The sequence below is a fragment of the Desulfofalx alkaliphila DSM 12257 genome (genome assembly GCF_000711975.1).
GTDB lineage: Bacteria > Bacillota > Desulfotomaculia > Desulfotomaculales > Desulfohalotomaculaceae > Desulfofalx > Desulfofalx alkaliphila.
Map to the genome: position 1 here is coordinate 116487 of NZ_JONT01000002.1, position 23326 is coordinate 139812.

Annotated in this window: 21 protein-coding genes; 15 read left to right on the plus strand and 6 right to left on the minus strand. The window is 43.4% G+C overall.

Features of this window, described 5'->3' with window-relative positions; genetic code table 11:
* Nucleotides 1-13 precede the first annotated feature (13 nt).
* Nucleotides 14-781 (minus strand): SDR family NAD(P)-dependent oxidoreductase, encoded by a 768-nt coding sequence (locus BR02_RS0102360; RefSeq protein ID WP_031513826.1) that lies wholly within the window; start codon nucleotides 779-781, stop codon nucleotides 14-16.
* Nucleotides 782-1022: 241 nt separating this feature from the next.
* On the opposite strand from BR02_RS0102360, the gene BR02_RS0102365 reads away from it, so the two are divergent.
* The 9 genes from BR02_RS0102365 (at nucleotide 1023) to gltA (ending at nucleotide 11633) form a co-directional block, all read left to right on the plus strand.
* A complete protein-coding gene (locus BR02_RS0102365) occupies nucleotides 1023-1472 on the plus strand; it encodes a MarR family winged helix-turn-helix transcriptional regulator (protein ID WP_051688080.1) in 450 nt (149 codons plus the stop codon).
* Between the two features lie 21 nt (nucleotides 1473-1493).
* Complete coding sequence (locus BR02_RS0102370) at nucleotides 1494-2597, plus strand: efflux RND transporter periplasmic adaptor subunit (RefSeq protein ID WP_051688081.1); 1104 nt, start codon at nucleotides 1494-1496, stop codon at nucleotides 2595-2597.
* A complete protein-coding gene (locus BR02_RS0102375; RefSeq protein WP_031513831.1) occupies nucleotides 2597-5734 on the plus strand; it encodes an efflux RND transporter permease subunit in 3138 nt (1045 codons plus the stop codon). The genes BR02_RS0102370 and BR02_RS0102375 overlap by 1 nt, the downstream gene beginning before the upstream one ends.
* A 374-nt stretch (nucleotides 5735-6108) precedes the next feature.
* Nucleotides 6109-7146: a molybdopterin-binding protein gene (locus tag BR02_RS0102385; protein ID WP_031513833.1), complete on the plus strand. Its 1038-nt coding sequence runs from the start codon at nucleotides 6109-6111 to the stop codon at nucleotides 7144-7146.
* 108 nt (nucleotides 7147-7254) lie between these two features.
* Nucleotides 7255-8052 (plus strand): selenium-dependent molybdenum cofactor biosynthesis protein YqeB, encoded by a 798-nt coding sequence (gene yqeB / locus BR02_RS0102390; RefSeq protein ID WP_031513835.1) that lies wholly within the window; start codon nucleotides 7255-7257, stop codon nucleotides 8050-8052.
* A gap of 2 nt (nucleotides 8053-8054) precedes the next feature.
* A complete protein-coding gene (gene yqeC, locus BR02_RS0102395) occupies nucleotides 8055-8795 on the plus strand; it encodes a selenium cofactor biosynthesis protein YqeC (RefSeq protein ID WP_031513837.1) in 741 nt (246 codons plus the stop codon).
* Nucleotides 8792-9397, plus strand: a complete 606-nt coding sequence (locus BR02_RS0102400) for a nucleotidyltransferase family protein (RefSeq protein ID WP_051688082.1) — start codon at nucleotides 8792-8794, stop codon at nucleotides 9395-9397. Before yqeC ends, BR02_RS0102400 begins: the two co-directional genes overlap by 4 nt.
* 5 nt (nucleotides 9398-9402) lie before the next feature.
* Nucleotides 9403-10251, plus strand: coding sequence for a sulfide/dihydroorotate dehydrogenase-like FAD/NAD-binding protein (locus BR02_RS0102405; RefSeq protein WP_031513841.1), 849 nt, complete (start codon nucleotides 9403-9405; stop codon nucleotides 10249-10251).
* Nucleotides 10239-11633, plus strand: a complete 1395-nt coding sequence (gene gltA, locus BR02_RS0102410) for an NADPH-dependent glutamate synthase (RefSeq protein ID WP_031513843.1) — start codon at nucleotides 10239-10241, stop codon at nucleotides 11631-11633. The genes BR02_RS0102405 and gltA overlap by 13 nt, the downstream gene beginning before the upstream one ends.
* Before the next feature lie 41 nt (nucleotides 11634-11674).
* Here the strand turns inward: gltA and BR02_RS14670 are convergent, their stop codons facing one another.
* Together BR02_RS14670 and BR02_RS0102420 are read right to left on the minus strand one after the other, a co-directional pair.
* A complete protein-coding gene (locus BR02_RS14670) occupies nucleotides 11675-13603 on the minus strand; it encodes a sensor domain-containing diguanylate cyclase/phosphohydrolase (RefSeq protein ID WP_031513845.1) in 1929 nt (642 codons plus the stop codon).
* Nucleotides 13604-13607: 4 nt separating this feature from the next.
* Complete coding sequence (locus tag BR02_RS0102420; RefSeq protein WP_051688083.1) at nucleotides 13608-14726, minus strand: FIST signal transduction protein; 1119 nt, start codon at nucleotides 14724-14726, stop codon at nucleotides 13608-13610.
* Nucleotides 14727-14887: 161 nt separating this feature from the next.
* On the opposite strand from BR02_RS0102420, the gene BR02_RS0102425 reads away from it, so the two are divergent.
* The 3 genes from BR02_RS0102425 (at nucleotide 14888) to BR02_RS0102435 (ending at nucleotide 16295) form a co-directional block, all read left to right on the plus strand.
* Nucleotides 14888-15310, plus strand: coding sequence for a hypothetical protein (locus tag BR02_RS0102425; RefSeq protein ID WP_031513849.1), 423 nt, complete (start codon nucleotides 14888-14890; stop codon nucleotides 15308-15310).
* A 72-nt stretch (nucleotides 15311-15382) separates the two neighbouring features.
* Entirely contained in the window at nucleotides 15383-15712 is a 330-nt protein-coding gene (locus BR02_RS0102430) for a hypothetical protein (RefSeq protein WP_238442383.1), read from the plus strand.
* Between the two features lie 22 nt (nucleotides 15713-15734).
* On the plus strand, nucleotides 15735-16295 hold the full coding sequence (locus BR02_RS0102435; protein ID WP_031513853.1) for a nitroreductase family protein: 561 nt from the start codon (nucleotides 15735-15737) through the stop codon (nucleotides 16293-16295).
* 44 nt (nucleotides 16296-16339) lie between these two features.
* Here the strand turns inward: BR02_RS0102435 and BR02_RS0102440 are convergent, their stop codons facing one another.
* The 3 genes from BR02_RS0102440 to BR02_RS0102450 are packed head-to-tail and all read right to left on the minus strand — an operon-like array spanning nucleotide 16340 to nucleotide 18736.
* On the minus strand, nucleotides 16340-17056 hold the full coding sequence (locus BR02_RS0102440) for an ABC transporter ATP-binding protein (RefSeq protein ID WP_031513855.1): 717 nt from the start codon (nucleotides 17054-17056) through the stop codon (nucleotides 16340-16342).
* Nucleotides 17053-17808 (minus strand): ABC transporter permease, encoded by a 756-nt coding sequence (locus tag BR02_RS0102445; RefSeq protein WP_031513857.1) that lies wholly within the window; start codon nucleotides 17806-17808, stop codon nucleotides 17053-17055. The genes BR02_RS0102440 and BR02_RS0102445 overlap by 4 nt, the downstream gene beginning before the upstream one ends.
* The gene (locus BR02_RS0102450; protein ID WP_169738558.1) at nucleotides 17783-18736 is read right to left on the minus strand and encodes an ABC transporter substrate-binding protein; all 954 of its coding nucleotides are present in this window, start codon (nucleotides 18734-18736) and stop codon (nucleotides 17783-17785) included. The genes BR02_RS0102445 and BR02_RS0102450 overlap by 26 nt, the downstream gene beginning before the upstream one ends.
* Nucleotides 18737-18999: 263 nt before the next feature.
* Between BR02_RS0102450 and BR02_RS14675 the strand changes: the two genes are divergently transcribed.
* The 3 genes from BR02_RS14675 (at nucleotide 19000) to BR02_RS0102465 (ending at nucleotide 23120) form a co-directional block, all read left to right on the plus strand.
* Nucleotides 19000-20145, plus strand: a complete 1146-nt coding sequence (locus tag BR02_RS14675; protein WP_051688084.1) for an HD-GYP domain-containing protein — start codon at nucleotides 19000-19002, stop codon at nucleotides 20143-20145.
* A gap of 90 nt (nucleotides 20146-20235) precedes the next feature.
* Nucleotides 20236-22383, plus strand: coding sequence for a Tex family protein (locus BR02_RS0102460; protein ID WP_084170900.1), 2148 nt, complete (start codon nucleotides 20236-20238; stop codon nucleotides 22381-22383).
* Between the two features lie 95 nt (nucleotides 22384-22478).
* On the plus strand, nucleotides 22479-23120 hold the full coding sequence (locus BR02_RS0102465; protein WP_031513864.1) for an adenylate kinase: 642 nt from the start codon (nucleotides 22479-22481) through the stop codon (nucleotides 23118-23120).
* Nucleotides 23121-23326 lie beyond the last annotated feature (206 nt).

The following is a 23326-nucleotide window of genomic DNA, read 5'->3' on the forward strand; positions in this document are numbered from 1 at the left end:
CCGCCCTAAGGTTTTATACCGCTGTCCAGCCTCCGTCTACGAATATTGTTTGTCCATTGGTATAACTGCTGGCATCGGAGGCCAGGTAAATTAAAATACCGGCCAATTCACCGGCTTTGCCGGGACGCTGCATTGGGCAGCGGGATTTAATGTAAGCTAAAAAGCTTTCTTCTCCAAGTACCGATTGGGTCATTTCCGATTCGAAGAAGCCCGGACCGATGGCATTTACATTGATACCATATCTGCCCCACTCACCGGCAAGGGCCCTGGTGTAATTGATTACACCGCCCTTGGAGGCATGGTAAGCAGAGGCAGGGATGGCTGTGTTTCCTACCTGGCCGTACATTGATGCAATATTGATTATTTTGCCGTATTTACGTTCTATCATATGCTTGCCCGCATGTTTAGCAAACAAAAATACACCCCTGAGGTTGGTATTCAACACCTTATCCCAGTCCTCAACACTTAAGTTTTCTGCCACATCACCGGCAGACACCCCGGCGTTGTTTACTAACACATCAATTTTGCCAAACCTATTTAATGTACTTTGTATAACATCTGCCACCTCATCTTCTTTGTTTACGTCACATTTTATAGGAAGGCATTGGCGTCCCATGGCTTCAATTTCTTTTTGAAAGTTCAATAATTTTTCGTACCTGCGGGCAACTATTACAAGATCAGCCCCTTTGGAAGCTAATATCTTGCTAAATTCTGCGCCCAGCCCGCTGGATGCGCCGGTTACGATGGCTACCTTGCCTGACAAATCAAATATATTTTTCATTAATAATCCCCCTTCATATTTTAGTGAGAAAACTATAAATAGCACCCATAGGTACATGGACAAAACATACAATTATTACTATAACCGTTACTATGAGGAAAATACATAATTAAAAAACTTAATTAATTACTATAAAAAATATTTATTTGGGCAGGATTTTTATATTTGATATTGAATATACACTAGCGTGTTGTTTTAATGATTAAAACATTTAGCGACTTTAATATATGGAGGGAGTTTTTTGCAAAAAGATGTAGACATTAAAAAAATTCAAGAGCTTGATAAAATTTCACAGTCTGTACATCGCTTGGCTCAAAATTATCTAAGTAGTTCTTCTAAATTTTCTTCTCTAACGTTGGCGCAAATGTTCTTAATAAAAGTAATAAAAGATAACGGCACCGTAACCCCGTCAAGTTTAGCCCAACGGATAGGGGTGACATCCGGCGCCATAACCAGTTTAACTGACCGACTATATAAACAAGGTCTGGTAAACCGAAAGCGCAGTGATATTGATCGCCGCTTAGTTATAATCAGTCTCACCGAAAAAGGGATGGAGCTTGCCTGCAGCCTAGAGGAAGAGCGACTTAATAGGATGAAAGAAATATTTTCAGAGCTAACCAATGAAGATATTGAAACACTGATCAATATTTACGGCAAAATAAACAATACTTTAACACGACTTGTTAATTAGAAGATAAAGGGAGCGAATAGAGTGCGAAAATATTTTATTACTTTACTGGCAATGGTGGGCATGGTGGTTTTGCTGGTGGGTTGTGGCAATGGCGACAATGGAAATGAGGTGGAAGAAGAAAGTTCTGTTCCGGTGAATGTGGTTCTGGCATCAGTTGAGGACTTAGATCAGGAACTGGAGCTAACCGGTGAAGTGAAACCGGGAAATGAAATTACACTGGCACCGAAAATTGCAGGCAGGGTGGCAGCGGTACATGCTACCGTTGGTCAGACGGTCAGTAAGGGTGCAGTGCTGATAGAATTGGAAGGTACTGATATCAAGAACAGCCTGATAACAGCTGAAGCTGCGCTTGAAATGCAGCAAATTGCCTTGGAAGATGCCCAACGGAATTATGAGCGTATGAGCCTTTTAAATGCAGAAGGAGCCATTTCACAATTGGAATATGAAAAAGCGGAAACCCAATATAAGCTGGCCCAGGCTCAACTTAATCAAGCCAAGGCAAGTTTGGATATAGCCAAAGATAACTATAAGGAAATAACAATTACTTCTCCCATGGGCGGCAAAGTGGCCTTCATTAATGCTGAAGTGGGCGAAATGGTGGGTCCCCAAGTTCCGGTGGCCGGTATTGTTAATTTAAACACTGTAATAGTTAAACTAAATTTGTCTGAAAACCTGGTGGGTAAGATTGCTGTGGGACAAAAGGTAGATGTGTATATTAATGCTTTGGGTAAAACAGTGGAAGGGAAAATAAAATCCATTGCACCCCAAGCTGACAATATGACCAGGGCTTTTCCGGTGGAAATAGAAATACCCAATGCCGACGGTGATATACTGGCCGGCATGGTAGCAAAGCTACAGCTTTCAGTGGGTCAGGCAAAGGATACTGTGGTAGTGCCCACAGAAGCTGTGTTAGAGCATAATGGGCAGCACCGGGTATTTGTGGTGGAGGATGATCTGGCCCAACTGCGGGAAGTTAAAGTGGGGATATCCAATCAAGAAAAAACACAAATATTATCCGGCATTGAGCCTAACGAACAAGTGATTACCGCTGGTAACCGTCTTGTAGGTGACGGACAAAAAGTTACAATTGTAAAAACCACCGGCGAAGCCGGGGGTGATAAATAGTGAAAATAGCAAACTTTTCAGTTAATCGTCCTGTAAGCATAACCATGATAATATTGGCCATGGTTATTCTGGGTATGTTTTCATTACCCAGGCTGGCTGTGGACCTATTCCCCGATATGGAATTACCGGTGGCAGTGGTTGTTACCAACTATCCCGGTGCCGACCCTGCCGAAGTGGAAAATGTAGTTACCAGACCGCTGGAGCAAGCGGTGGCTAACACCAGCGGACTTGATACCATTCAATCAATTTCAAGCACCGGTAACTCGCTGGTTGTGGTGATGTTTGACTGGAACACAGACATGGACTTTGCCACCATTGAGCTCAGAGAAAAAATAGATATGTATCGGGATATGCTACCCCAGGATGTAAAATCACCCATGGTAATAAAGATGGATCCCAACAATGCTCCCATTATGCTTTATACCATTACCGGTGACGATTTGCTGGAGTTGACCAATATCACTGAAGATACTATATTAACCAGGCTGGAGAGAATTGACGGTGTTGCATCGGCAATAGTAGAAGGTGGCAAAGAGCGGGAATATAAAGTTGTTCTTGACCATGCCAAGTTAGAATCTTACGGCATCCCACCGGCACAAGTTGCTCAGATGATATCCGGCGGTGATATTGCCGGAACTGCCGGTTCTCTGTCCCATGGAAGGACCGACCTTGCCATTAGGGTGCAAAGTGAGTATAAGTCAATTGCCGATTTGGAAGAAATACAGATACCCTTAGGGACGGGAGCCAGCGTTAAACTTTCAGATATTGCTGAAATACGTGATGATTTTAAAGAAGATACTGCCTATGCCTATGTAAATGATAATACTGCTTTAAGTATGGCGGTATTTAAATCTTCCGGTCACAACACAGTACAAGTTTCCCGTGCTGTAAAAGCTGAGGTGGAAAGATTAAATGAAAGCTTGCCGGAGGGGCTGGAACTAACTCTGGTATATGACTCAGCAGAGTTTATTGAGGATTCCATTTCAAACGTAGTTAAACACGCAACCGTTGGTGGAGTATTGGCCATGATTGTGCTTTATCTCTTCCTAAGGAATTTGCGCAGCACCATGGTTGTAGCAATTTCAATGCCCATTGCGGTGATAGCCACCTTCACAATGATGTATTTTGGCAACCAAAGTATTAACCTATTGTCATTGGGTGGTCTGGCGCTGGGGCTTGGTTCTCTCATTGACTTTTCCGTTGTTGTGCTGGAAAGTATCTACCGATACCGAGAGGATGGCTACAGCGTAATAGAGGCGGCTAAAAAGGGTACAGCTGAAGTGGGCAATGCTGTGCTGGCTTCAGGAACGTCCCAGGTGGTGGTTTTTGCCCCGATTATCTTTGTGACCGGCCTGGCCGGCATATTGTTTACACCACTGGCATTGACGGTGAGTTTTTCTAACGTGGCTGCTATGCTGGTTGCGGTATCGCTGGTACCTATGCTTTCGTCAAAGCTACTCGGTAACGTAAGGCCAATTGATACTGCGGCATTAATGCAAGACACATCGAAAAAGCCTACCGTAGTATTTAATAAGTTCTTTATTAGGCTGAGGGAGCGCTATGTTGTACTGCTGAAGTGGTCACTGGGCCACCGTAAAATTGTTTTGGTAGCCACAGTGATATTGCTGGTGGTTAGTTTGGCATTGATTCCGGTTATAGGAGCCGAATTTATGCCATCCATGGATACGGGGGAAATAGTGATCAACATTGAAACTCCCCAAGGCACAGTGTTGGAAGAGACTCAAGTGGTGGCAACAAATATTGAAAACCTTGTAAAAGAACACCTACCGGACCGTGAACGAATATTTACCCGGGTCGGAACCAATGACATGGCCTGGCTAGGCGGTGCCGGCGGTAATGAGGCAACCATTCAAGTTAAACTATTACCCCAGGATCAGCGGGATTATACCACTGAAGAAGCAATGGAAATTATGCGCCAGGCAACTAAAAACATATCCGGCGCCACCATAACCATTGGTCAGGCAGATGAATTTCATATGAGCGGAAGTCCGGTACAGGTAATAATAAAAGGCGATGACCTGGATGTATTAGAGCAGCTTGCTAGCCTGATTACAGAGACTGTGAGCAATGTTGAGGGAACAAGAAACGTATCCAACTCGCTGGAAGATGCCAGACCGGAGGTACAGGTTACCATAGACAGGGAACAGGCCGACTTATACGGGCTGTCTGCTCACCAGATACTAACCACAGTTAACACTGCCTTTGACGGACAGGTGGTTGGTCGTGTGCGCACCGGGGAAGATCAAATAGATATTCGGTTGATGTATCCTGACGATTTTGAACAAAATCAACACCAACTGGCAAGCCTGATGATTACATCGCCCACCGGGGCCAGGGTATCCTTGGGATCGGTTGCGGACATTACAGTTTCAAGTACCCCCAGTTCCATCACCCGTATTGACCAATCTCGTCAGATCAGCATAACCGCTGACATATTTGGTCGGGATCTGGGAAGTATTAATAATGACATTCAAGCCGAACTGGATAAAATGATGCTCCCCGATGGATATATTGTGGAAATAAGCGGTGAGGCAGAAGATATGGCAGAATCCTTCATGGATTTGGGAATGGCTATAATGCTTGCTGCGGTTTTGGTTTACATGCTGCTGGCATCGCTGTTTGAGTCCCTGTACCACCCCTTTGTAATTATGTTTGCCTTACCTCCTACCATAGTAGGGGTGGTATTTGGTTTGCTGGTGACCGGACATACCATTAGTGTGGTTTCATTAATTGGGATGATTATGTTAATAGGTATTGTGGTGAGCAATGCCATTGTACTTGTGGACTACATCAACAGACTTCGGAGTAGAGGTTTAGGGTTAATAGAAGCCATTCTGGAAGCAGCACCTATCAGATTGCGTCCCATTTTGATGACTTCTGTTACCACCGTATTGGCATTACTGCCATTGGCCTTTGGTACCGGGGAAGGCTCTGAAGGTTATGCTCCCATGGCTGTGGTGGTTGCCTTTGGTTTGACTTTCTCCACATTAATTACCCTTGTATTGGTACCGGTGGTTTACACCTCATTTGAAGATCTGGGTACTAAAATTAAAAACCGCCTTGGAATATCAAAACCACAGAACGATGGAATTGATGTAACAGAAGCAAAGAGTTAAACCAAAATTGATATCCCAACTGCCGTCTTGTTTTGCGGTGGCCGCTGATTGGGCTGTTTGTGGGGCGGTATGAAATTTTTCACCTATATTAATGCTTGTGGCCACTGGTAACATTTCGTTAATCATAAAGCGTTTGCCGGTATAAACTACGGCAAACGCTTTATTGTGTACTACTATTACCAAAAGGTATTAGCAAAGTTCTCGTAGAATTCAAAAGGAAATACCTAATTATTTTTGGAAGAATCCCCTCATCCCACCGGCCCTTTTGCTGCCAAGGGCTTGGCCGGACAAAACCTATTGCCGCAGCTGCCGCCATTACTCACGCTGATTATGATACAATTGCTATTTACAAAACTTTTTAGAGGTGAAGGCCGGTGCGAACTGAAATTATTAAAGTAGAAGAAGCAGTAGGTAAGGTACTATGTCATGATATAACGAAAATAGTAAAAGGGAGTTTTAAAGGCCCTGCATTTAAGAAAGGTCATGTACTTAAGCAAGAGGATATACAAGAGTTATTAAATATGGGCAAAGAACATGTTTATGTGCTGGAATTAGAACCCGGTGATGTACACGAGGATGATGCAGGAATTAGACTGGCTAAATCTGTGGCAGGTTCAGGGGTAGAGTGGAAGGGACCCAAGGAGGGGAGGGTAAATTTGTTTGCTGCCGTCCCCGGTCTGCTGAAAGTAAATGTTGGTGCATTGGAATCAATTAATGATTTGTCAGATGTGATTTTGGCCACCCTACCAAACAACAGTGTGGTTGAGAAAGGGAATATGCTGGCAGGAACCAAAGTTATACCCCTGGTGGTTAAGGAAACCGTTATTACCGCTGCAGAAGAAATAGCTGAGGCCTCAGGTGAAGTAATTAGAGTTTTACCGTTTATTAAGAAGAATGTAGGTATTATTGTTACCGGCAGCGAGGTGTACAAGGGTAGAATAAAGGATGCCTTTGGGCCTGGGTTAAGCGAAAAGGTCAAGTCCTTTGGTTCTGACGTTTTAGAGCTTGTTTATGCACCTGACAAGGCCGATGATATTTCGCAAAAAATAAAAAACTTAATTGAAAAGGGTGCTGAGTTGATAATGGTATCCGGTGGCATGTCTGTTGACCCTGATGATGTAACCCCTACGGGTATTCGCTTATCCGGTGCTGAAATTATTAAATACGGCGCACCGGCATTGCCGGGTGCAATGTTTATGTTAGCCTATCTAAAGGATGTGCCGGTTTTTGGTGTTCCCGCTTGCGGTATGTTTTTTAAGACGACAATTCTAGATATTCTACTGCCTAAGGTACTAACCGGTGAAATAATTACCCGCAAGGATTTAGTGAAACTTGCCAACGGTGGATTATGTCGCTCCTGTGACCAATGTAGGTATCCAAACTGTAGCTTTGGTACGGGAGCATCATTTTAACTGAAGTGAGTTAAGCTGTATTATCAGTTGCCTTGGTACGGCTAATATACTCTTGGAATGCTATCTATTCGTAGTATTGGACGCTTATATAGAGAGGTTGTGGTATAAATGGGCGGGCTAGTTTTAATAAAGGGGGCAGGGGATTTAGCCACCGGTGTGGCACACCGTCTTTATAGGTGTGGTATGCAGGTGGTAATGACAGAAATTGAAAAACCTACCGCTGTGCGCCGTACGGTATCCTTTGCAGAGGCAGTATACAATGATAGCCACACCGTTGAAGGGATAACGGCTGTACTGGTAAATGATATTGCCACTGCAAAGGATAAAATATTGGCAGGTGTTATACCAATTTTAAAAGATCCCACCGGGAAAGTGGCATTGCAGTTAAAACCGGAGGTTGTGGTAGATGCCATCGTTGCCAAGAAAAATACCGGCACTAAAATAACAGATGCCCCGCTGGTGATTGGCTTAGGCCCAGGATTTACCGCTGGGGTGGATGTTGATGTGGTGGTGGAAACAAAACGCGGGCATCACCTGGGAAGGGTACTTTTAAAGGGCTCAGCTCAACCAAACACCGGCATTCCCGGCCCGGTGCAGGGATATACTCTTGAACGGGTGCTGAGGGCTCCCGGTGACGGAATATTTAAATCTTGTGTATCCATTGCCGGCAAAGTCAAGGCGGGTGATTTGATTGGTTATGTGGCTAATTATCCTGTAACAGCCGGCATAGACGGGATTTTAAGGGGATTAATAAAAGATGGAATATGGGTGCCAAAGGGGCTTAAAATTGGTGATATCGACCCGCGGTGTAAGTTGGACTACTGTTATACCATATCCGATAAGGCACGCTCCATTGCCGGCGGAGTGTTGGAAGCAATTTTGTATATGACAAAGGGAAGACCATAATTATGATGAAAGCATTGAAATTAACCCCTAAAGAAATGGTTTGTTTTGTGGGCGGCGGTGGCAAAACAAGTCTAATGTTGAAGTTGGCAGAAATGTGTGGTAAAAATAATAATGTGCTTGTGAGTACCACAACAAAGATGTATTCTTGGCAGCTGGAAAAGGCAGGCAAACTGGTTATTGAATCCAATTATCAATTGCTGCGGCAAAGGCTCGCTAATATCTTAAAGGATAGTCCAATAGTTGCCGCAGGCTCCCGCTTAGTAGGCGATAAAGTAGTGGGTTTGGATGCAAAATGTCTCGATGAAATATATGATGAAGGATTATTTGATTATATACTGGTGGAGGCAGACGGATCCCGAGGAAAATCATTAAAGCTGCCGGCCGGCAATGAACCGATAATACCGGAGCGGTGTACAGCGGTATATGTGGTTACAGGTGCCGATGTGTTGGGCAAACCGCTTACAGCAGATTATGTACACAGAGCATCTTTGATGGCGGAATTTGTGGGCCGGCCAATGGGTAGCATCATTGATGACAGTATATTCATTAAGGTAATTAACCACTATTGTGATCTTAAACAAATTGCGAGCAAAAAGGTAGCCATTCTAATTAATAAAATTGACAATGAAAAAATAAGGCGGCACACTAAGGGCTTTGCCTATGGCATATTATCTGATAAAATAAAGTTGGTGTTACTAACTTCGACACTGTTTCCCAACCCCTTAAGGGAGGTGTTGGAATGATATCTGCAGTTGTATTGGCTGCGGGTATGTCCCGCCGAATGGGTGAACCTAAGCTCTTGCTGAAACTGGGTGATAAAACAATCATAGAGCATGTAATACAAAATGTTGTACAGGCTAATGTAAATGAAGTAATCCTTGTTTTAGGGCATAAGGGTGAGGCCATAAAAGGTGTGTTATCCGGTTACCGTTTAAAATATATTTATAACCCCCGGTACACTGAGGGTCAAGGTACTTCGGTTTCTGCCGGAGTAAGTGCCGTCAACCCAAGGTCAAAGGGGATAATTTTTTTATTAGGTGACCAACCATTGATTACCGCCTCCCATATCAATCAATTAATAGATAAATTTAATGGCAGCGATGCAGTGATTGTAAGACCGACGGGGGCAGGAAATCCCACCATATTTAATAGCTGCCTGAAAAATGAACTGTTGAATTTATCAGGGGATGTGGGGGGGAGGCAGGTGGTTGAGAAATATAAAAACCATGTACTAACGGTGCCAATTTACAATGGACACCAATCTATAGATATAGATACCCAGCAGGATTATCTAAAAGTGTTGCACTATTTACAGGTAGGTAAACAAGACGGAACGGAGGGGTAGTATATATGCACAAGATTGTACACAAAGAAGTATTTTCACCGGTGATCAAGCTATTTGAAGTAGAGGCTCCGAAACTTGCAGCAAAGGCCAAGGCAGGTCAATTTTTCATGCTGCGCATTGATGAAAGAGGTGAACGCATTCCGCTTACCATTGCAGACTACAATTGCCAGGCCGGAACAATTACAACTATCTTTCAAGAGATAGGACACACCACCAAGGAACTGGGTAAACTTGCAGAGGGGGACTATATTTTAGACCTGGTGGGACCGCTGGGTGAACCTACCCAAATTAAGAATTATGGCACAGTGGTGTGTGTGGGCGGCGGAGTAGGCATAGCGCCTATCCATCCCATCGCCAGAGCTCTCAAAGAAGCAGGTAATGAGGTAATATCCGTAATTGGTGCCCGCAACAAAGAGTTGCTATTTTGGGAGGATAAAATGGCTGCTGTCAGTGATAGACTGATTGTATGTACCGATGATGGCAGTTATGGACATAAGGGCTTTGTCACTGACGTGGTAAAACAACTGGCAGAGGAAGGCGAAATAGCCCGGGTGTGGGCCATTGGCCCCATGCCGATGATGCGCGCAATGGCAGCCACCACCAAACCGCTGGGTATTAAAACCACTGTGAGCTTAAACCCCATTATGGTAGACGGTACAGGCATGTGTGGGGCTTGCAGGGTCAGTGTAGGCGGTGAGACTAAGTTTGCCTGTGTGGACGGCCCCGAATTTGACGCCCATCTTGTTGATTTTGACTTGGCCATGCGCCGCCTGGCATATTACAAAGACGAGGAAAAAAGAGCAGAAGCAGCAGGAAGTTGTGGTAGTGGAGGTGCTTGTGGATGTCAAAAATAAATCCTGTCAAACATGAAATGCCGGTTCAACCCCCCAAGGAAAGGATTAAAAACTTTAATGAGGTGGCCTTAGGTTATAGCGAAGAGACAGCACTGGCGGAAGCAAATCGTTGTCTGGGCTGTAAAAAACCCAAGTGTGTGGAAGGATGCCCGGTGGATGTACCCATACCGGACTTTATTAAAAAAATAAAAGAGAGAGACTTCTTGGGTGCAGCCCGAGTAATAAAAAGCAAAAACAGCTTGCCGGCGGTATGCGGCAGGGTATGCCCACAAGAAAACCAATGTGAGAAATACTGTATTATCGGTAAAAAAGCAGACCCGGTGGGTATTGGACGATTAGAGCGTTTTGTGGCCGACTATGAACTGGCCCATGGCGGCGAAACGGTAGAAAAACTACCCCCCTCCGGAAAGCGTGTGGCTGTTATAGGATCCGGTCCGGCAGGGCTTACCGCTGCGGGTGACTTAGCTAAAATGGGCCATCAGGTAACGGTGTTCGAAGCATTACACGTAGCCGGTGGTGTATTAATGTATGGTATTCCTGAATTTCGCTTGCCTAAGGATATTGTACAGGCTGAAATTAAAAAGATTAAAGAACTGGGTGTTGAGATAAAGGTTAACTATGTGGTTGGCAAGCTTGATTCTATTGACGATTTATTAGCCGAAGGCTATGATGCGGTGTTTATCGGTACCGGCGCCGGTCTGCCCTACTTTATGAATTTGCCCGGTGAAAACCTAAACGGCATCTACTCTGCCAATGAGTTTTTAACCAGAACAAATTTAATGAAAGCATATCAATTCCCCCAAAGTGCTACACCCATAAAGGTGGGTGAGACCGTTGCAGTAATTGGCGCCGGTAACGTGGCCATGGACGCGGCACGCACTGCACTGCGTTTAGGTGCTAAAGAATCATATATTGTTTACCGCCGCTCTGAAAAAGAAATGCCTGCCCGCCGTGAAGAAATTGAACACGCCAAGGAAGAGGGAGTAAAGTTTGCCTTATTGACCAGCCCGGTGGAATTCCACGGGGATGAAAACGGAAATCTCAAAGCCATGACATGTATTAAGTATGAACTGGGCGAACCTGATTCCTCAGGCCGCCGCCGTCCTGTGCCGGTGGAGGGATCAGAGTATGAAATGAAAGTAGACAATGTGGTGATGGCCTTAGGCCAAGGACCCAACCCCCTGGTACCCAGAACTACCCCTGGTTTGGAAATAACCCCAAGGGGTAATATAGTGGCAGATGAAGAGACCGGGGTCACTTCAAAAGCAGGCGTATATGCCGGCGGAGACATAGTAACCGGTGCAGCCACGGTAATTATGGCCATGGGTGCAGGTAAAAGGGCAGCCCGGGCCATCGATGAATACTTAAGACCCAAAGCATAACATGCTTTGGGTCTCCCATTGTAAACTATGAATATAAGGCACTATTTAATGTTTTGCTGCAAATTAATAAAAACTTCTACTAAGTCAGGATCAAACTGTATACCGGCGCTGAGCTTTATTTTAGACAATGCTTCTTCCTTGGTTATGGCTTTACGGTATGGACGATGGTTGGTCATGGCATCATATGCATCTACGATACTTAGTATACGACATATAATTGGTATATCTCTGCCCTTTAACCCATGGGGGTAGCCATTGCCGTTCCAGTGTTCGTGATGATGAAGGATATAGGGTGCTATCTTGGCCAATTCATTAAAGCTATTGGCAATGTTGTAGCCTATCTCAACGTGCTTGGTCATGGCTATCATTTCCGCTTCAGTAAATTTGCTGGGTTTTAGTAATATACTGTCCGGTATTCCGATTTTACCAATATCGTGAACCATAGCCAGAAGGGATAAGGAAGACAATTGTTGGTTGTCCAGACCGATGGCCATACCCATTTGCATACTGAGATTTTTAACCCTCAAGGTGTGACTTTTTGTTTCTAAATTTCTGGCAGACAGTACTTCTAATAAGGTTAAGATGAATCTGCCGGTTAGGCCGGTTAATGAAGCGGCCTTAATGGTGTACATGTTAGAATCTGCCTCATTAAAGGCTTCATCAATTAAAGCGGGATTATCTGCAATGCCCAAACCAATGGACATGGATACATGCACCCCATGGGTGGAATTATTGTAGTGGGTAATGGCCTCGTTAATGTCATTGATAATTCTATTGGCTTCACCCCGGCCGGTATGGGGGAGCAGGGCCACAAATTCGTCTCCGCCAAATCTGCACAGAATGTCCTTGGGACGAAGACAACTTTCTATTATATTACAGGCCTGCTTTAGCACTTGGTCCCCAACCTTATGTCCATAGGTGTCATTTATTGATTTCAGCCCGTCCACATCACAAAGAATTACAGCTGCCGGAAATATATCTTTACCGGGGGATTGGTAGATTATTTGGTCCAGATAAGTGCGATTATAGGCACTGGTAAGGCTATCGTGGGTGGCCATATATTGTAGTTTAGCTTTAGCCTTATGTCGCTCGGTTACGTCCACCAAAGTACCCACAATTGCCGGTCTGTTATTATATATTATGCGTATTGTCATACACTCACATATTATAAGGGTGCCGTTTTTTCGATAACAAAAAAGCTCAGTGCTGTTTTCTTCCAATGGCTGAAGCAAGTTAAAGTTATTGCTTAAAATATGTGATAATTCACTGTTCCCAATTACTAAGTCCTTAAAGCTAAGTTTATTTACTATTTCATCAAGACGGTAGCCAAATATCTCTGCAAACTTAGGATTTGCATATATTATAATATCGTCTATCATCATAAAAACACCCACCGGAACCTTTTCGGTCAGCAGGCGGTAACGCTTCTCTGATTGATAGAGGGCCTGGGCCAAACGATTGCGTTCCTTCCTTTCCAGCTCAATTAATTTTTGATAATTTAGGCATGAAAGAACAGAGTTAATAATTTTCTTACCCAGTCCCCTAATAACATTTGGTAACCCTTCCCTTTGCACCTCACTTCTACTATAAATTAGCTGAATGATTAACTGATCTTCTAAAGTAATTAAAACCACTTCTTTTTCACGTCCGTTTTTTGGTGCACAAAAGGTATCAAAGTGAGGATTGTCCCTTGTTATAATAGATGTTCCCTGCTTTTTAATTGTGGGCAACATTGTATCTAATAGGTGCGCAGTAGCCTTTGGGCTATACTCTTTTACCCCAAAGCCTGAAGCAGTAACAAAATTTATACTGCCGTTCTCCAGCATCCAGACAACTCCCCGGTGGGCAGCAGTTTTCCTAACAATTGTTGTTATTAACTGATGGAGCATTTTTTTTAGGTCAAGACTGTTGCCAATGGCGAGGGAGATTTCATATGAGAGTGATAAATTTTGGATTAACTCTTTATTCATAAGATTAGCCAACTCCAATGACTATTGATTTGTTAAAAAACTCTAAGTAACGATCACACACCGAGGCAACCTCCCCTAGGGTGAAAAACCCGGCCAAGGGAAGGGCATATTTGTTGTTATCTTGAATGGCACGAATTTCGCTATTAATTTCTTCATCCAGAAAAAGTACCCTGGAAATACAGGAAACCACAAGCATGCATGCCGGTTCTTTATTTGTTTGATCAATTGGATAGTCATTGTAAGCCTCTTGGGTGGCCTTACCTGCAGCCTTGATTAAGCTCTTGTTTTCCCCTTGCAAAATGGACAGTATTGAGTTGGACGGGACTTCTCCAACCAGCTTTAGAGCCTCTTTTCCATGTATAGCTATGGGGTCGCGAACGACAATTGTGCCGTCGGATTTATTCATACCGAAGGGATACCTTTTGGCTATTTCAAAAAAGTTACTGCTGTTTATATTGGTTCCTGTTAATGATTCTAACACTTGACTATAATAGCTAAAGGCAGGCATCCAATTTATTTCATAAAGAAAATGGTGCCGGGCATCATTGGCCACTATAGGGCCATGCATGGGCTGCCAGCCATGATCTACCCCTAAACCTATTACCGAGTTAATGTAAATCAATATGCATCCCCTGCACCAAAAATCTTCCTTTGTAAACAGTACCGGTTTTTGTTCCAAGGTTAAGCTGCCTGCGCCACCGCCAATATACTTAATATTTCTAACACTGGAAGAAAACAGGGTTTCTAAAAAACTGCTTATATTGGTTGCCAGGCCATCAATTAACACAAGGCAGGTGGGGTAATGATTGATGCTATCTGTTAACCGCTGTTTTTGAATATCAGCCAACTTATTATAACTAATAATATTAAGTTCACTATTAAGACCAATGGCCAGTATGCCTTCTTTAAGGGGTTTGCTGTCATAAATAATGCCCGGAAAAATACCACCGCAAATTGGTATATTAAAATTCTTAAACACCGATTGGGCCAGTTGATAATTAAAAGGAGTTTCTTCGCCTACTAACAATAAAACCCCGGTGGTTTCCTGATCTATAAACGAATTTAAAAAAAGCCCTAATTTAGAAATATCTTGATCATTAAAAAAACCAATATTTCGAAACAAAGGGAATACCTCCTTTTCCAATCAATTTCGACACTTATTTTATTATTCCTTTAATTTAATATTGCCGGAAAGTTAACAAAATCGTTAAACTCTATCCTCATAATAGAGACATTTAAGTATTATACTTAAGGTAATGAATGTTGAGGGGGGGTCGATTCATTATGAAGAAGAGAATTTTAGCTTTAGCAGTTGTAGCGGCATTGCTTTTACCTGTGGTGGCCCACGCAAATCCGGCAGAAATCCTTTCTAAACTTACTAATAAAACTGTCCAAGAGGTGCAGGCCGAAAGAAAAGCCGGTAAAACTTATGGTGCCATTGCCAAAGAAGATGGGGTGGCCAATGAGTTTAAAAAGGAAATGCTTAGCTGGAAGAAAGATCTTGTGCAGTCCGGAGTTCAAAGGGGAGATTTAAGTGCAGAGCAAGCCGCTGATTACCTTGATTGGCTGGAAAGTAGAATGGCTAACTGCGACGGTACCGGGCAGGGATGTGAACTGCCCCTGCATATGGGTATGAAGTTTGGTAACGGCCATGGTAAAGGCCATGGGATGGGATACGGCAATGGAAATGGAAAGGCAAGGCAATAAGGTAAATCAGAGACCCTGTGGAGTTAAAGACTTCACAGGGTTTTTTCATGTTCGGCGGTTTATAAAAATAAGGTGAAAAAAAGGAATTTTATTCTTGTTGAAGAATATAGAATACATGTTCGAAAGATTGGGGGCGAAGTTATGACCAATGGTAAGGATTTTCTGTCCAAAACACTACTGCAGGCCAAAATTAACAGGATGAAACATGGGGATGAGCAGGCCGATGATAACCGATCGCCGGCAGATTGGGCCATGATTGCCGGCGAGCATATGGGTCACTTGTTAGGTGCCATCAGAACAAATGATTATGCCGCCATAGAAAAGGAAATATTACATGTATCCGGGCCACTGTTGGAGTTACATGACGCTTTACAGCGAATAAAGGACCAAAAGGAAAAGTAATAGCTTAGAAAGGGTGACTTACATGGAATTGGTAGAGGCGATAAAAAGCAGACGCAGTGTACGTAGATTTACAGACAAATCGGTTGATGATGCCATTGTGCAGGAACTCATTGAGTTGGCAGCGTGGGCGCCCAGTGCGTCTAATCAGCAACCCTGGGGTTTTTTAGTGTTAAAGGATAAGGATGAGCTAAAAAGCTTATCTGAGCAAGCAAAAAAAGATTGGTTAGCTGATATGGACAGGTACCCACACATGCATAAGTATAGAAAGATCATGGAGGATGAAAATTACAATATTTTTCACAATGCCGGCACAGTAATTGTTATTTACGGCAACACCGACACTGCTTGGTATATATACGACTGCAGTTTGGCCGCCCAAAACTTAATGCTGGCCGCCCATGACAGGGGTCTGGGCACATGCTGGATAGGCTTTGCCCACAGAATTCTTGATACACCGGAATTTAAAGAAAAATATAATATACCGAAAAAATACAGTGTGGTGGCGCCCTTAATACTGGGTTACCCCGAAAAAGAGCCCGGCGACGGCCCGCCAAGAAAAGAGCTTCTTATTTTTTCATCATAAGAGACAAGACCTGCCTCCATGATTTTTAGTTAGTCTCTTTAAAATTAAAAATATTCTTTTTCCAGTATTGATAACAGCTGGCTGTATAGATGAGCCAGCTGTTTTTCACTTAAATCACGCTCCCTGTGGGGAGTGGCGATTTCAAACTGCTGCCGTACTGCAGTGGGTTTGTTAGAGTATACCAGTATTTTATGGCCCAGCAACAAGGCTTCTGCCACATCATGGGTAACAAAAACAATGCTGCTTTTATTAATATCCCATAATCGACACGTTTCCCTAACCAGGGCCAGCCTTAAAGGTGCATCCAAAGACTTAAAGGGTTCGTCCATTAACAGCAATTGATGGGGGAAGGCAAAGGCCCTACATAAAGATAAACGCTGTTTCATACCCCCACTTAAGGCGTGGGGGTAGTAATTGCGATATTGGGATAAGCCAACCAGGTCTAAATACCGATTTATCACCTGCTGCCTTTGGGGCATGGGTATTTGGCCAATCAAAACAAAATGCAGGTTTTCTTCCACCGTTTTCCAGGGCAGCAGTCGCGGTTCTTGAAAAGCATAACTGGTCTGCACCCCGGAAAGACCAACCATTTCGCCGTAATCTGGCTGCACTAAGCCTGCCAATATATGTAGCGTTGTGGTTTTACCACAACCGGACGGCCCCAATATACATACTATTTGCCCATCTTCAACATCAAAGGACAAGTCTTTTAAGACCCTTACGCCGCCAAGGGATTTATTTACATTCCGCAAGGATATCATTTTGCATACCTCCAAGTGGACAGCCGTTTATTAATTGCTTGTAAACCGCGATCGGTTAACAGTCCTAACACCACCAGCAGCAGGGTCCAGGCAAATACCTCAGGCGTTTCTAAATTGGTGCGGGCGGTGTGCATACCGGCACCGATACCCCGGTGGGCACTTAAAAACTCAGCCATGGCCACTGCTTTCCAAGTTGTACCCAAGGCAGCAGACATGGCTGCAATAAGATAGGGGATTACTTGGGGTAGGTATACTTCAAAAATCAAACGTTTTTTGTCCACCAAAAAGAGTTTAGCCATTTCAGTAAAGTGCGGGTTGACGTTTTGTACACCCTGTACAATGTTGATGATGACCAGCGGTAAAGTGGTTATAAAAACCACAAATATCGGCACCTTATCTGATCCAAACCAAATCATGGCCAGCACCAGCCAAGAGATGATAGGTATAACCTGAATAGTAACCACATATGGTTGGATTAATTTGCCAATGACAGAATTTAAGCCCATAAACAAACCCAATGGTACGCCTACCACTACTGCCAGTGCAAACCCTGCCAATCCCCTTACAATGGTGTTGCTGGCATGCTCAAATAATTTGCCGCTGTCATATAAATTGTGTAAGGCCTGCAAGGTCTCTATTGGAGAGGGCAAAATGACCGGCTTGTAAAAAAAAGACAGTATTTGCCACAGGCAGACTAAAAACAGCAGGCTAAGAAGGGGCAAGCCCTTACTTAGCCAAGTAGAATTTTTCATCGGGTAATTTTCCTCCCACCATTTCAGGAGAGAATTCTAACAGCTTAGATAAATAGTTTTCCACATCTTCTTTGGCCTGCTGTCCGTCAGCATAGGCCAAGTTAATGCGTGTCATGGACTGCTCAAAGACCGGCCCGGGAATACCAAAATGCTCTTCCACAAGCGGTGCCACCAAAGAAGGATTATCTACAGTTTGCTCCAGTGCCTGCTGATATGCATTCTGAATAGTGTTTAAAGCATCGGGATAATTCTCGGCAAAGGAGTTTTGCACCACTATACCCGTTTGGGGCAGCCGGGTGTTTTCACCTTCAGCTAATTGCCATTGTTGATTATAATCAAAAATTATTTCAACTGATTCAGCGTTATTTAATACATTGGTTACCAAGGGTTCGGGGAGAACGGCATGGTCAATTAAGCCTTGAATCATCATCTGAGCAATTTCCGGAGAATTCATATAGTTTAAAGATAATTCGTCCTCCGACACCTTATTTGCTGCCAAGAGATAACGGGTAATAATATCCGGACTGGCACCCTGGGCGCCCACATATAGCTCAGTGTTTACTAAATCAGTCCATTCATTAATACTGCTATCTGTGGACAGCAGGTATAGGATGCCCCAGGTGTTGACATTGGCAAGGGATATGTCTATATCCTTGTTATATAGTTTAGATGCCACATTGACGGGTAAAACAGTAAAATCCGCTTCATTCTTTACAATTCGTGAAGTGGCCTCCTCCACTGACTTGTATAATAGCAGTTCAATTTCCACCTCATCATCAAAGGGCTCGTTGGCAAGCATCTGTAACAAGGGTGCAGTGGGTGGGGCAGCGGGCGCCTGAATAACAATCTTATCAGGCTGTTTTGTTTCTGCCTGCTCTTGTTCTTTTTCTGAACCGCAGCCGGCAACCAATGTCAAGATTAAAGCCATGACAAAAAGCGCAATTATTTTTCTCAAAGTACCACCTCGCTATAGAATTTATAGTTATATATTTTACACAGCAAGCAAAATATCCTGCCGGCAGATATAAATGTCATATATAAATGTCATGCAACGACAATATTTGCAATGAAATGACATATAAAACATAAAAAGTTTTTTATAAGGTTTAAATAAATGCTTTTTATAGGAGGAATTCATTAGTTTATATAGAAATATTTAATAAATAAATTTAACGAGAGAAGGGAGATACTGTGTCATACAACCAATTATCTATTTTGATCAATGAAATAGGTATAAAAAAGATGTCCGTTAACCCCTGGGCTCCGTTAAGCAAACGCATATATAAATCCAGATTACACGAAATAAATATAAACGAATTGCTTTTTCGGGCGGTGCAAAAAACTTCAGTTGACCACAGATTGGTTGAGCTTTTCCCTCGGCCTGTGTTAATGCTGGACAATGAAGGCGGCATCGTGAAAGCCAATGACAGTGCCCTTGCGTGGATGGGTAAGGAATTTCCTGATGTGGAAGGAGAGTTTATTGGAGATTTACTCTTTGATCGTCGACGAAAAATACAGAAAAATCAGTTTTTGAGCCCGGTAATAGAAGCTATAGTGAAAAACAAAGAATGTTTCCTCGAAAAATGCTATGTATCCACTGCGGCCATTACCAATCCAATACCGGTTGAACTGAGTACCAAGGTGATCAGGATAAATGGCATACCACATACGGCAGTTGTTATCTATGCAGAGTTTGCAACCAGTAGCTTTGATCAAGACATTCAGCGCATGTTTTCCGAGATATTTGCAGACAGCCCAGAGGTGCTGACCAACTTATCAAAATACATAATTGGTCCTGACAGTTATACCTGCGGTCACTGCAAACAGGTGGCGGAATACGCTGCCCTGATTGGTGTGGAGGTGGGTTTAAGCAACCAAGAACTTGAATATTTATATTATGCTTGTATGCTGCATGACATAGGTAAACTTGCCGTAGCGCCCGAAGTATTACATAAAAAAACTTGTGAATTAACACCCGATGAATTGCAAGCGATACAAATTCACCCCGATGCCGGCGCTGATATTTTAGAAGAGTTTTCATTTTTTAAAGACATGGCTCCCTATGTAAGGCATCATCATGAGCGCTATGACGGCACCGGTTATCCCGCTAAACTGAAGGGAAAGGAAATACCGTTTTTATCAAGGATTATGACCATAGCCGATGCCTTTGACGTAATGACATCACCCCACCGTAAGTCCTATAGTTTAGAGCGGGCAAAAGAAGAGCTGGTCTGCAATGCGGGGGGGCAATTTGATCCTTACCTGGTAAGCATAGCTGTTAAACTAATTGACAACGGAAAACTAAAACCGGCCAGCTACTGTGAAACTGAAAATTAAACCACGACAACCCCTGCCATTGCGCGGGGGTTTAATTTTCTTTATATCAGATGTATACTGTCTAGCAGAAAGCTCTATAAGGAGGAAAAAATGGACAACCACATATTGATTGAGCAGGTGGCCTCGGCAACCCATATTCCTTATAAACAAGTTTTACGGACGGTAGAACTGTTGGATGAAGGAAATACAGTGCCATTTATATCCCGATACCGCAAAGAAGTAACCGGTGAGTTATCAGAGGTTCAAGTGAGGGATATAGAGGATAAATTAAAATATTTTCGCAATCTGGCCCAACGCAAACAAGAGGTACTTCGGTTAATTGATGAACAGGGAAAACTAACAACCGAGCTTAGAAAACAAATAGAAAGTGCAACAAAAATAATTCAGGTTGAGGATTTATATCGTCCCTACCGGCAAAAAAGGCGCACCAGGGCATCGGTGGCCAAAGAAAAGGGCTTAGAGCCTTTGGTAAATTATTTATTAAACTTTCCCCCAGAAAAAGATGTGATAAGTGAGGCAAGTCGTTATATAAACAAAGAAAAGGGTGTCAATTCCGCTGAAGACGCCCTGCAGGGTGCCCAGGACATTATTGCTGAAATGGTATCTGATGATGCCGAGGTGCGCGGCTGGGTAAGGCAATTGGTGTCTGAAAACGGTATATTATTAACGGCTGCAAAAGACAATGAAGTTCAATCGGTTTACCAAATGTATTATGAATTTAGTCAACCGGTAAATAAGCTCCCTCCCCACCGTATTTTAGCCATTAACAGAGGTGAGCGTGAGGGTTTCTTAAAGGTAAAAATAGAAGTGGACGAAAAACAAATTATCCAATACATAAACAAAAAATGGTTAAAAACAGGCTCCGGCCCGGTTAGATACGTGCAAGAGGCAGTGCAAGACAGTTTGCACAGGTTGATTTTACCGGCGGTGGAAAGGGAAGTGCGCAATGAGCTTACTGAACGGGCAGAAGAACAGGCCATAAAGGTCTTTAGTAAAAACCTGCAACATTTATTATTACAAGCTCCGGTGAGGGACAAAATGGTTTTAGGGGTAGACCCTGCCTACCGCACCGGTTGCAAGTGGGCAGTGGTGGATGACACAGGTAAATTGCTGGAGGTGGGGGTGGTGTATCCCACTCCGCCGCAAAACAAGGTGGAGCAGGCAAGGAAAGTATTTACCTGGTTGGCTGATAAGTACAACATTGAAGTAATTGCAATCGGCAACGGAACGGCCTCTAGGGAGACTGAACAATTTGTGGCAGACTTTATAAAAAATTACACCCGAAGACAATTGCATTACCTTATCGTCAGTGAGGCAGGGGCCAGCGTTTATTCTGCCTCGGAACTTGCAGGTAAGGAGTTTGCCCATTTAGATGTTGCGGAACGCAGCGCCGTTTCCATTGCCCGCCGTTTTCAAGATCCCATGGCAGAGTTGGTAAAGATCGATCCCAAGTCCCTTGGGGTAGGCCAGTATCAACATGATGTCAATGCTAAAAAATTAGAAGAAAGCTTGTCTAGGGTGGTTGAATCCGCTGTCAACCATGTGGGTGTAGATTTAAACACCGCTTCACCTGCCCTGCTTTCTTATGTGGCGGGGGTTAACAGTACAGTGGCAAAGAACCTTGTCAATTATCGCACAGAAATAGGTCGTTATAAAAATCGAAGTCAGTTGAAGAAAGTACCCCGGCTGGGACCCAAAACCTACCAGCAGTGTGTTGGATTTTTACGGGTTTTTAACGGAGATAACCCATTAGACAAAACCCCCATTCACCCGGAGTCCTACGACCTTGTAAAAAAATTACTTAAGGAAATAAATTGTGGCTTAGAAGATGTGGGCAGTGATGAATTGAGGGCTAAATTAGCTCAGCTGGATGTTGAAAAGATTGCAGATAAAATAAAAGCCGGAGTGCCCACCTTAAAAGATATTATTGATGCCTTAATGCGGCCGGGCCGAGACCCCAGGGAAGAATTGCCGAGGCCGATACTGCGCACTGACGTACTCACCTTAAATGACTTAAAGCAAGGCATGGAACTGAAGGGAACGGTGCGCAATGTAGTGGATTTTGGTGCCTTTGTGGATATTGGGGTAGGGGTAGATGGACTGGTGCATATTTCGCAATTAACGGACAAATATATCAAACACCCATTAGAAGTTGTTTCCTTGGGGGATGTGGTGGAGGTTAAGGTATTGGAGGTGGATACTGCCAGGGAAAGGGTGAGTTTAACTATGAAGGTATAATTAATTAAATATATAAAAATCAGATATTCAAATTATAGAGGGTTGTGATATAATACACATATTATAGACAAGTAATTAAACAGGAGGGATTATTAGTGAATTTATTAATTATGGGGCCACCGGGGGCAGGTAAAGGTACACAGGCCGAAAGAATGGTAAAAGAAATGCAAATCACCCATATTTCCACCGGAGATATGTTTCGTGCCGCCATTGCTAACGGCACAGAAATGGGCATGAAGGCAAAGGAATATATGGACAAAGGCGCACTGGTACCCGATGAAGTGGTAATTGGTATGGTCAAAGACCGTCTACAAGAGGATGACTGTAAAGAAGGCTTTTTATTGGACGGATTTCCACGCACTGTAGAGCAAGCTGTGGCGCTGGATGAAACTTTAAAAGACTTGAATATTAATTTAGATGCAGTAATAAACATAGAAGTTCCGCTGGACAAGTTAATGGCCCGTCTCACCGGACGCCGTGTCTGTAAGAGCTGTGGAGCTTCTTACCATGTCATATTCAACCCTCCGGCAGAAGAAGGCAAGTGTAACAGCTGCGGAGGTGAACTGTATCAGCGTGATGATGACAATGAGCAATCAGTGGGCACCCGTCTAAATGCCTATATGGAAAAAACTCAACCCTTAATTGACTATTACAAAGAAAAAGGCATCTTAAAGCCCATTAACGGCGACCAAGAAATCGATAAGGTTCTGGAAGAAGTACTGGCAGCAGTAAAATAATGTGACAAAGCAAAACCGGGGTAACCCCCGGTTTTTTCTATTTAGCTAAGAAAAAAGGTTAGCTAAGGCAGGTGAACACTTGCTTGCAGGAACCCACTACAGTTAATTGTGCCCTAAATAAATTTTGGATAATTTTACTCCCCTTGAGACAATTTAATAGTATTACATATTAATGAGTTTTTTGGCATATTAAGGGCAGGTGAGGA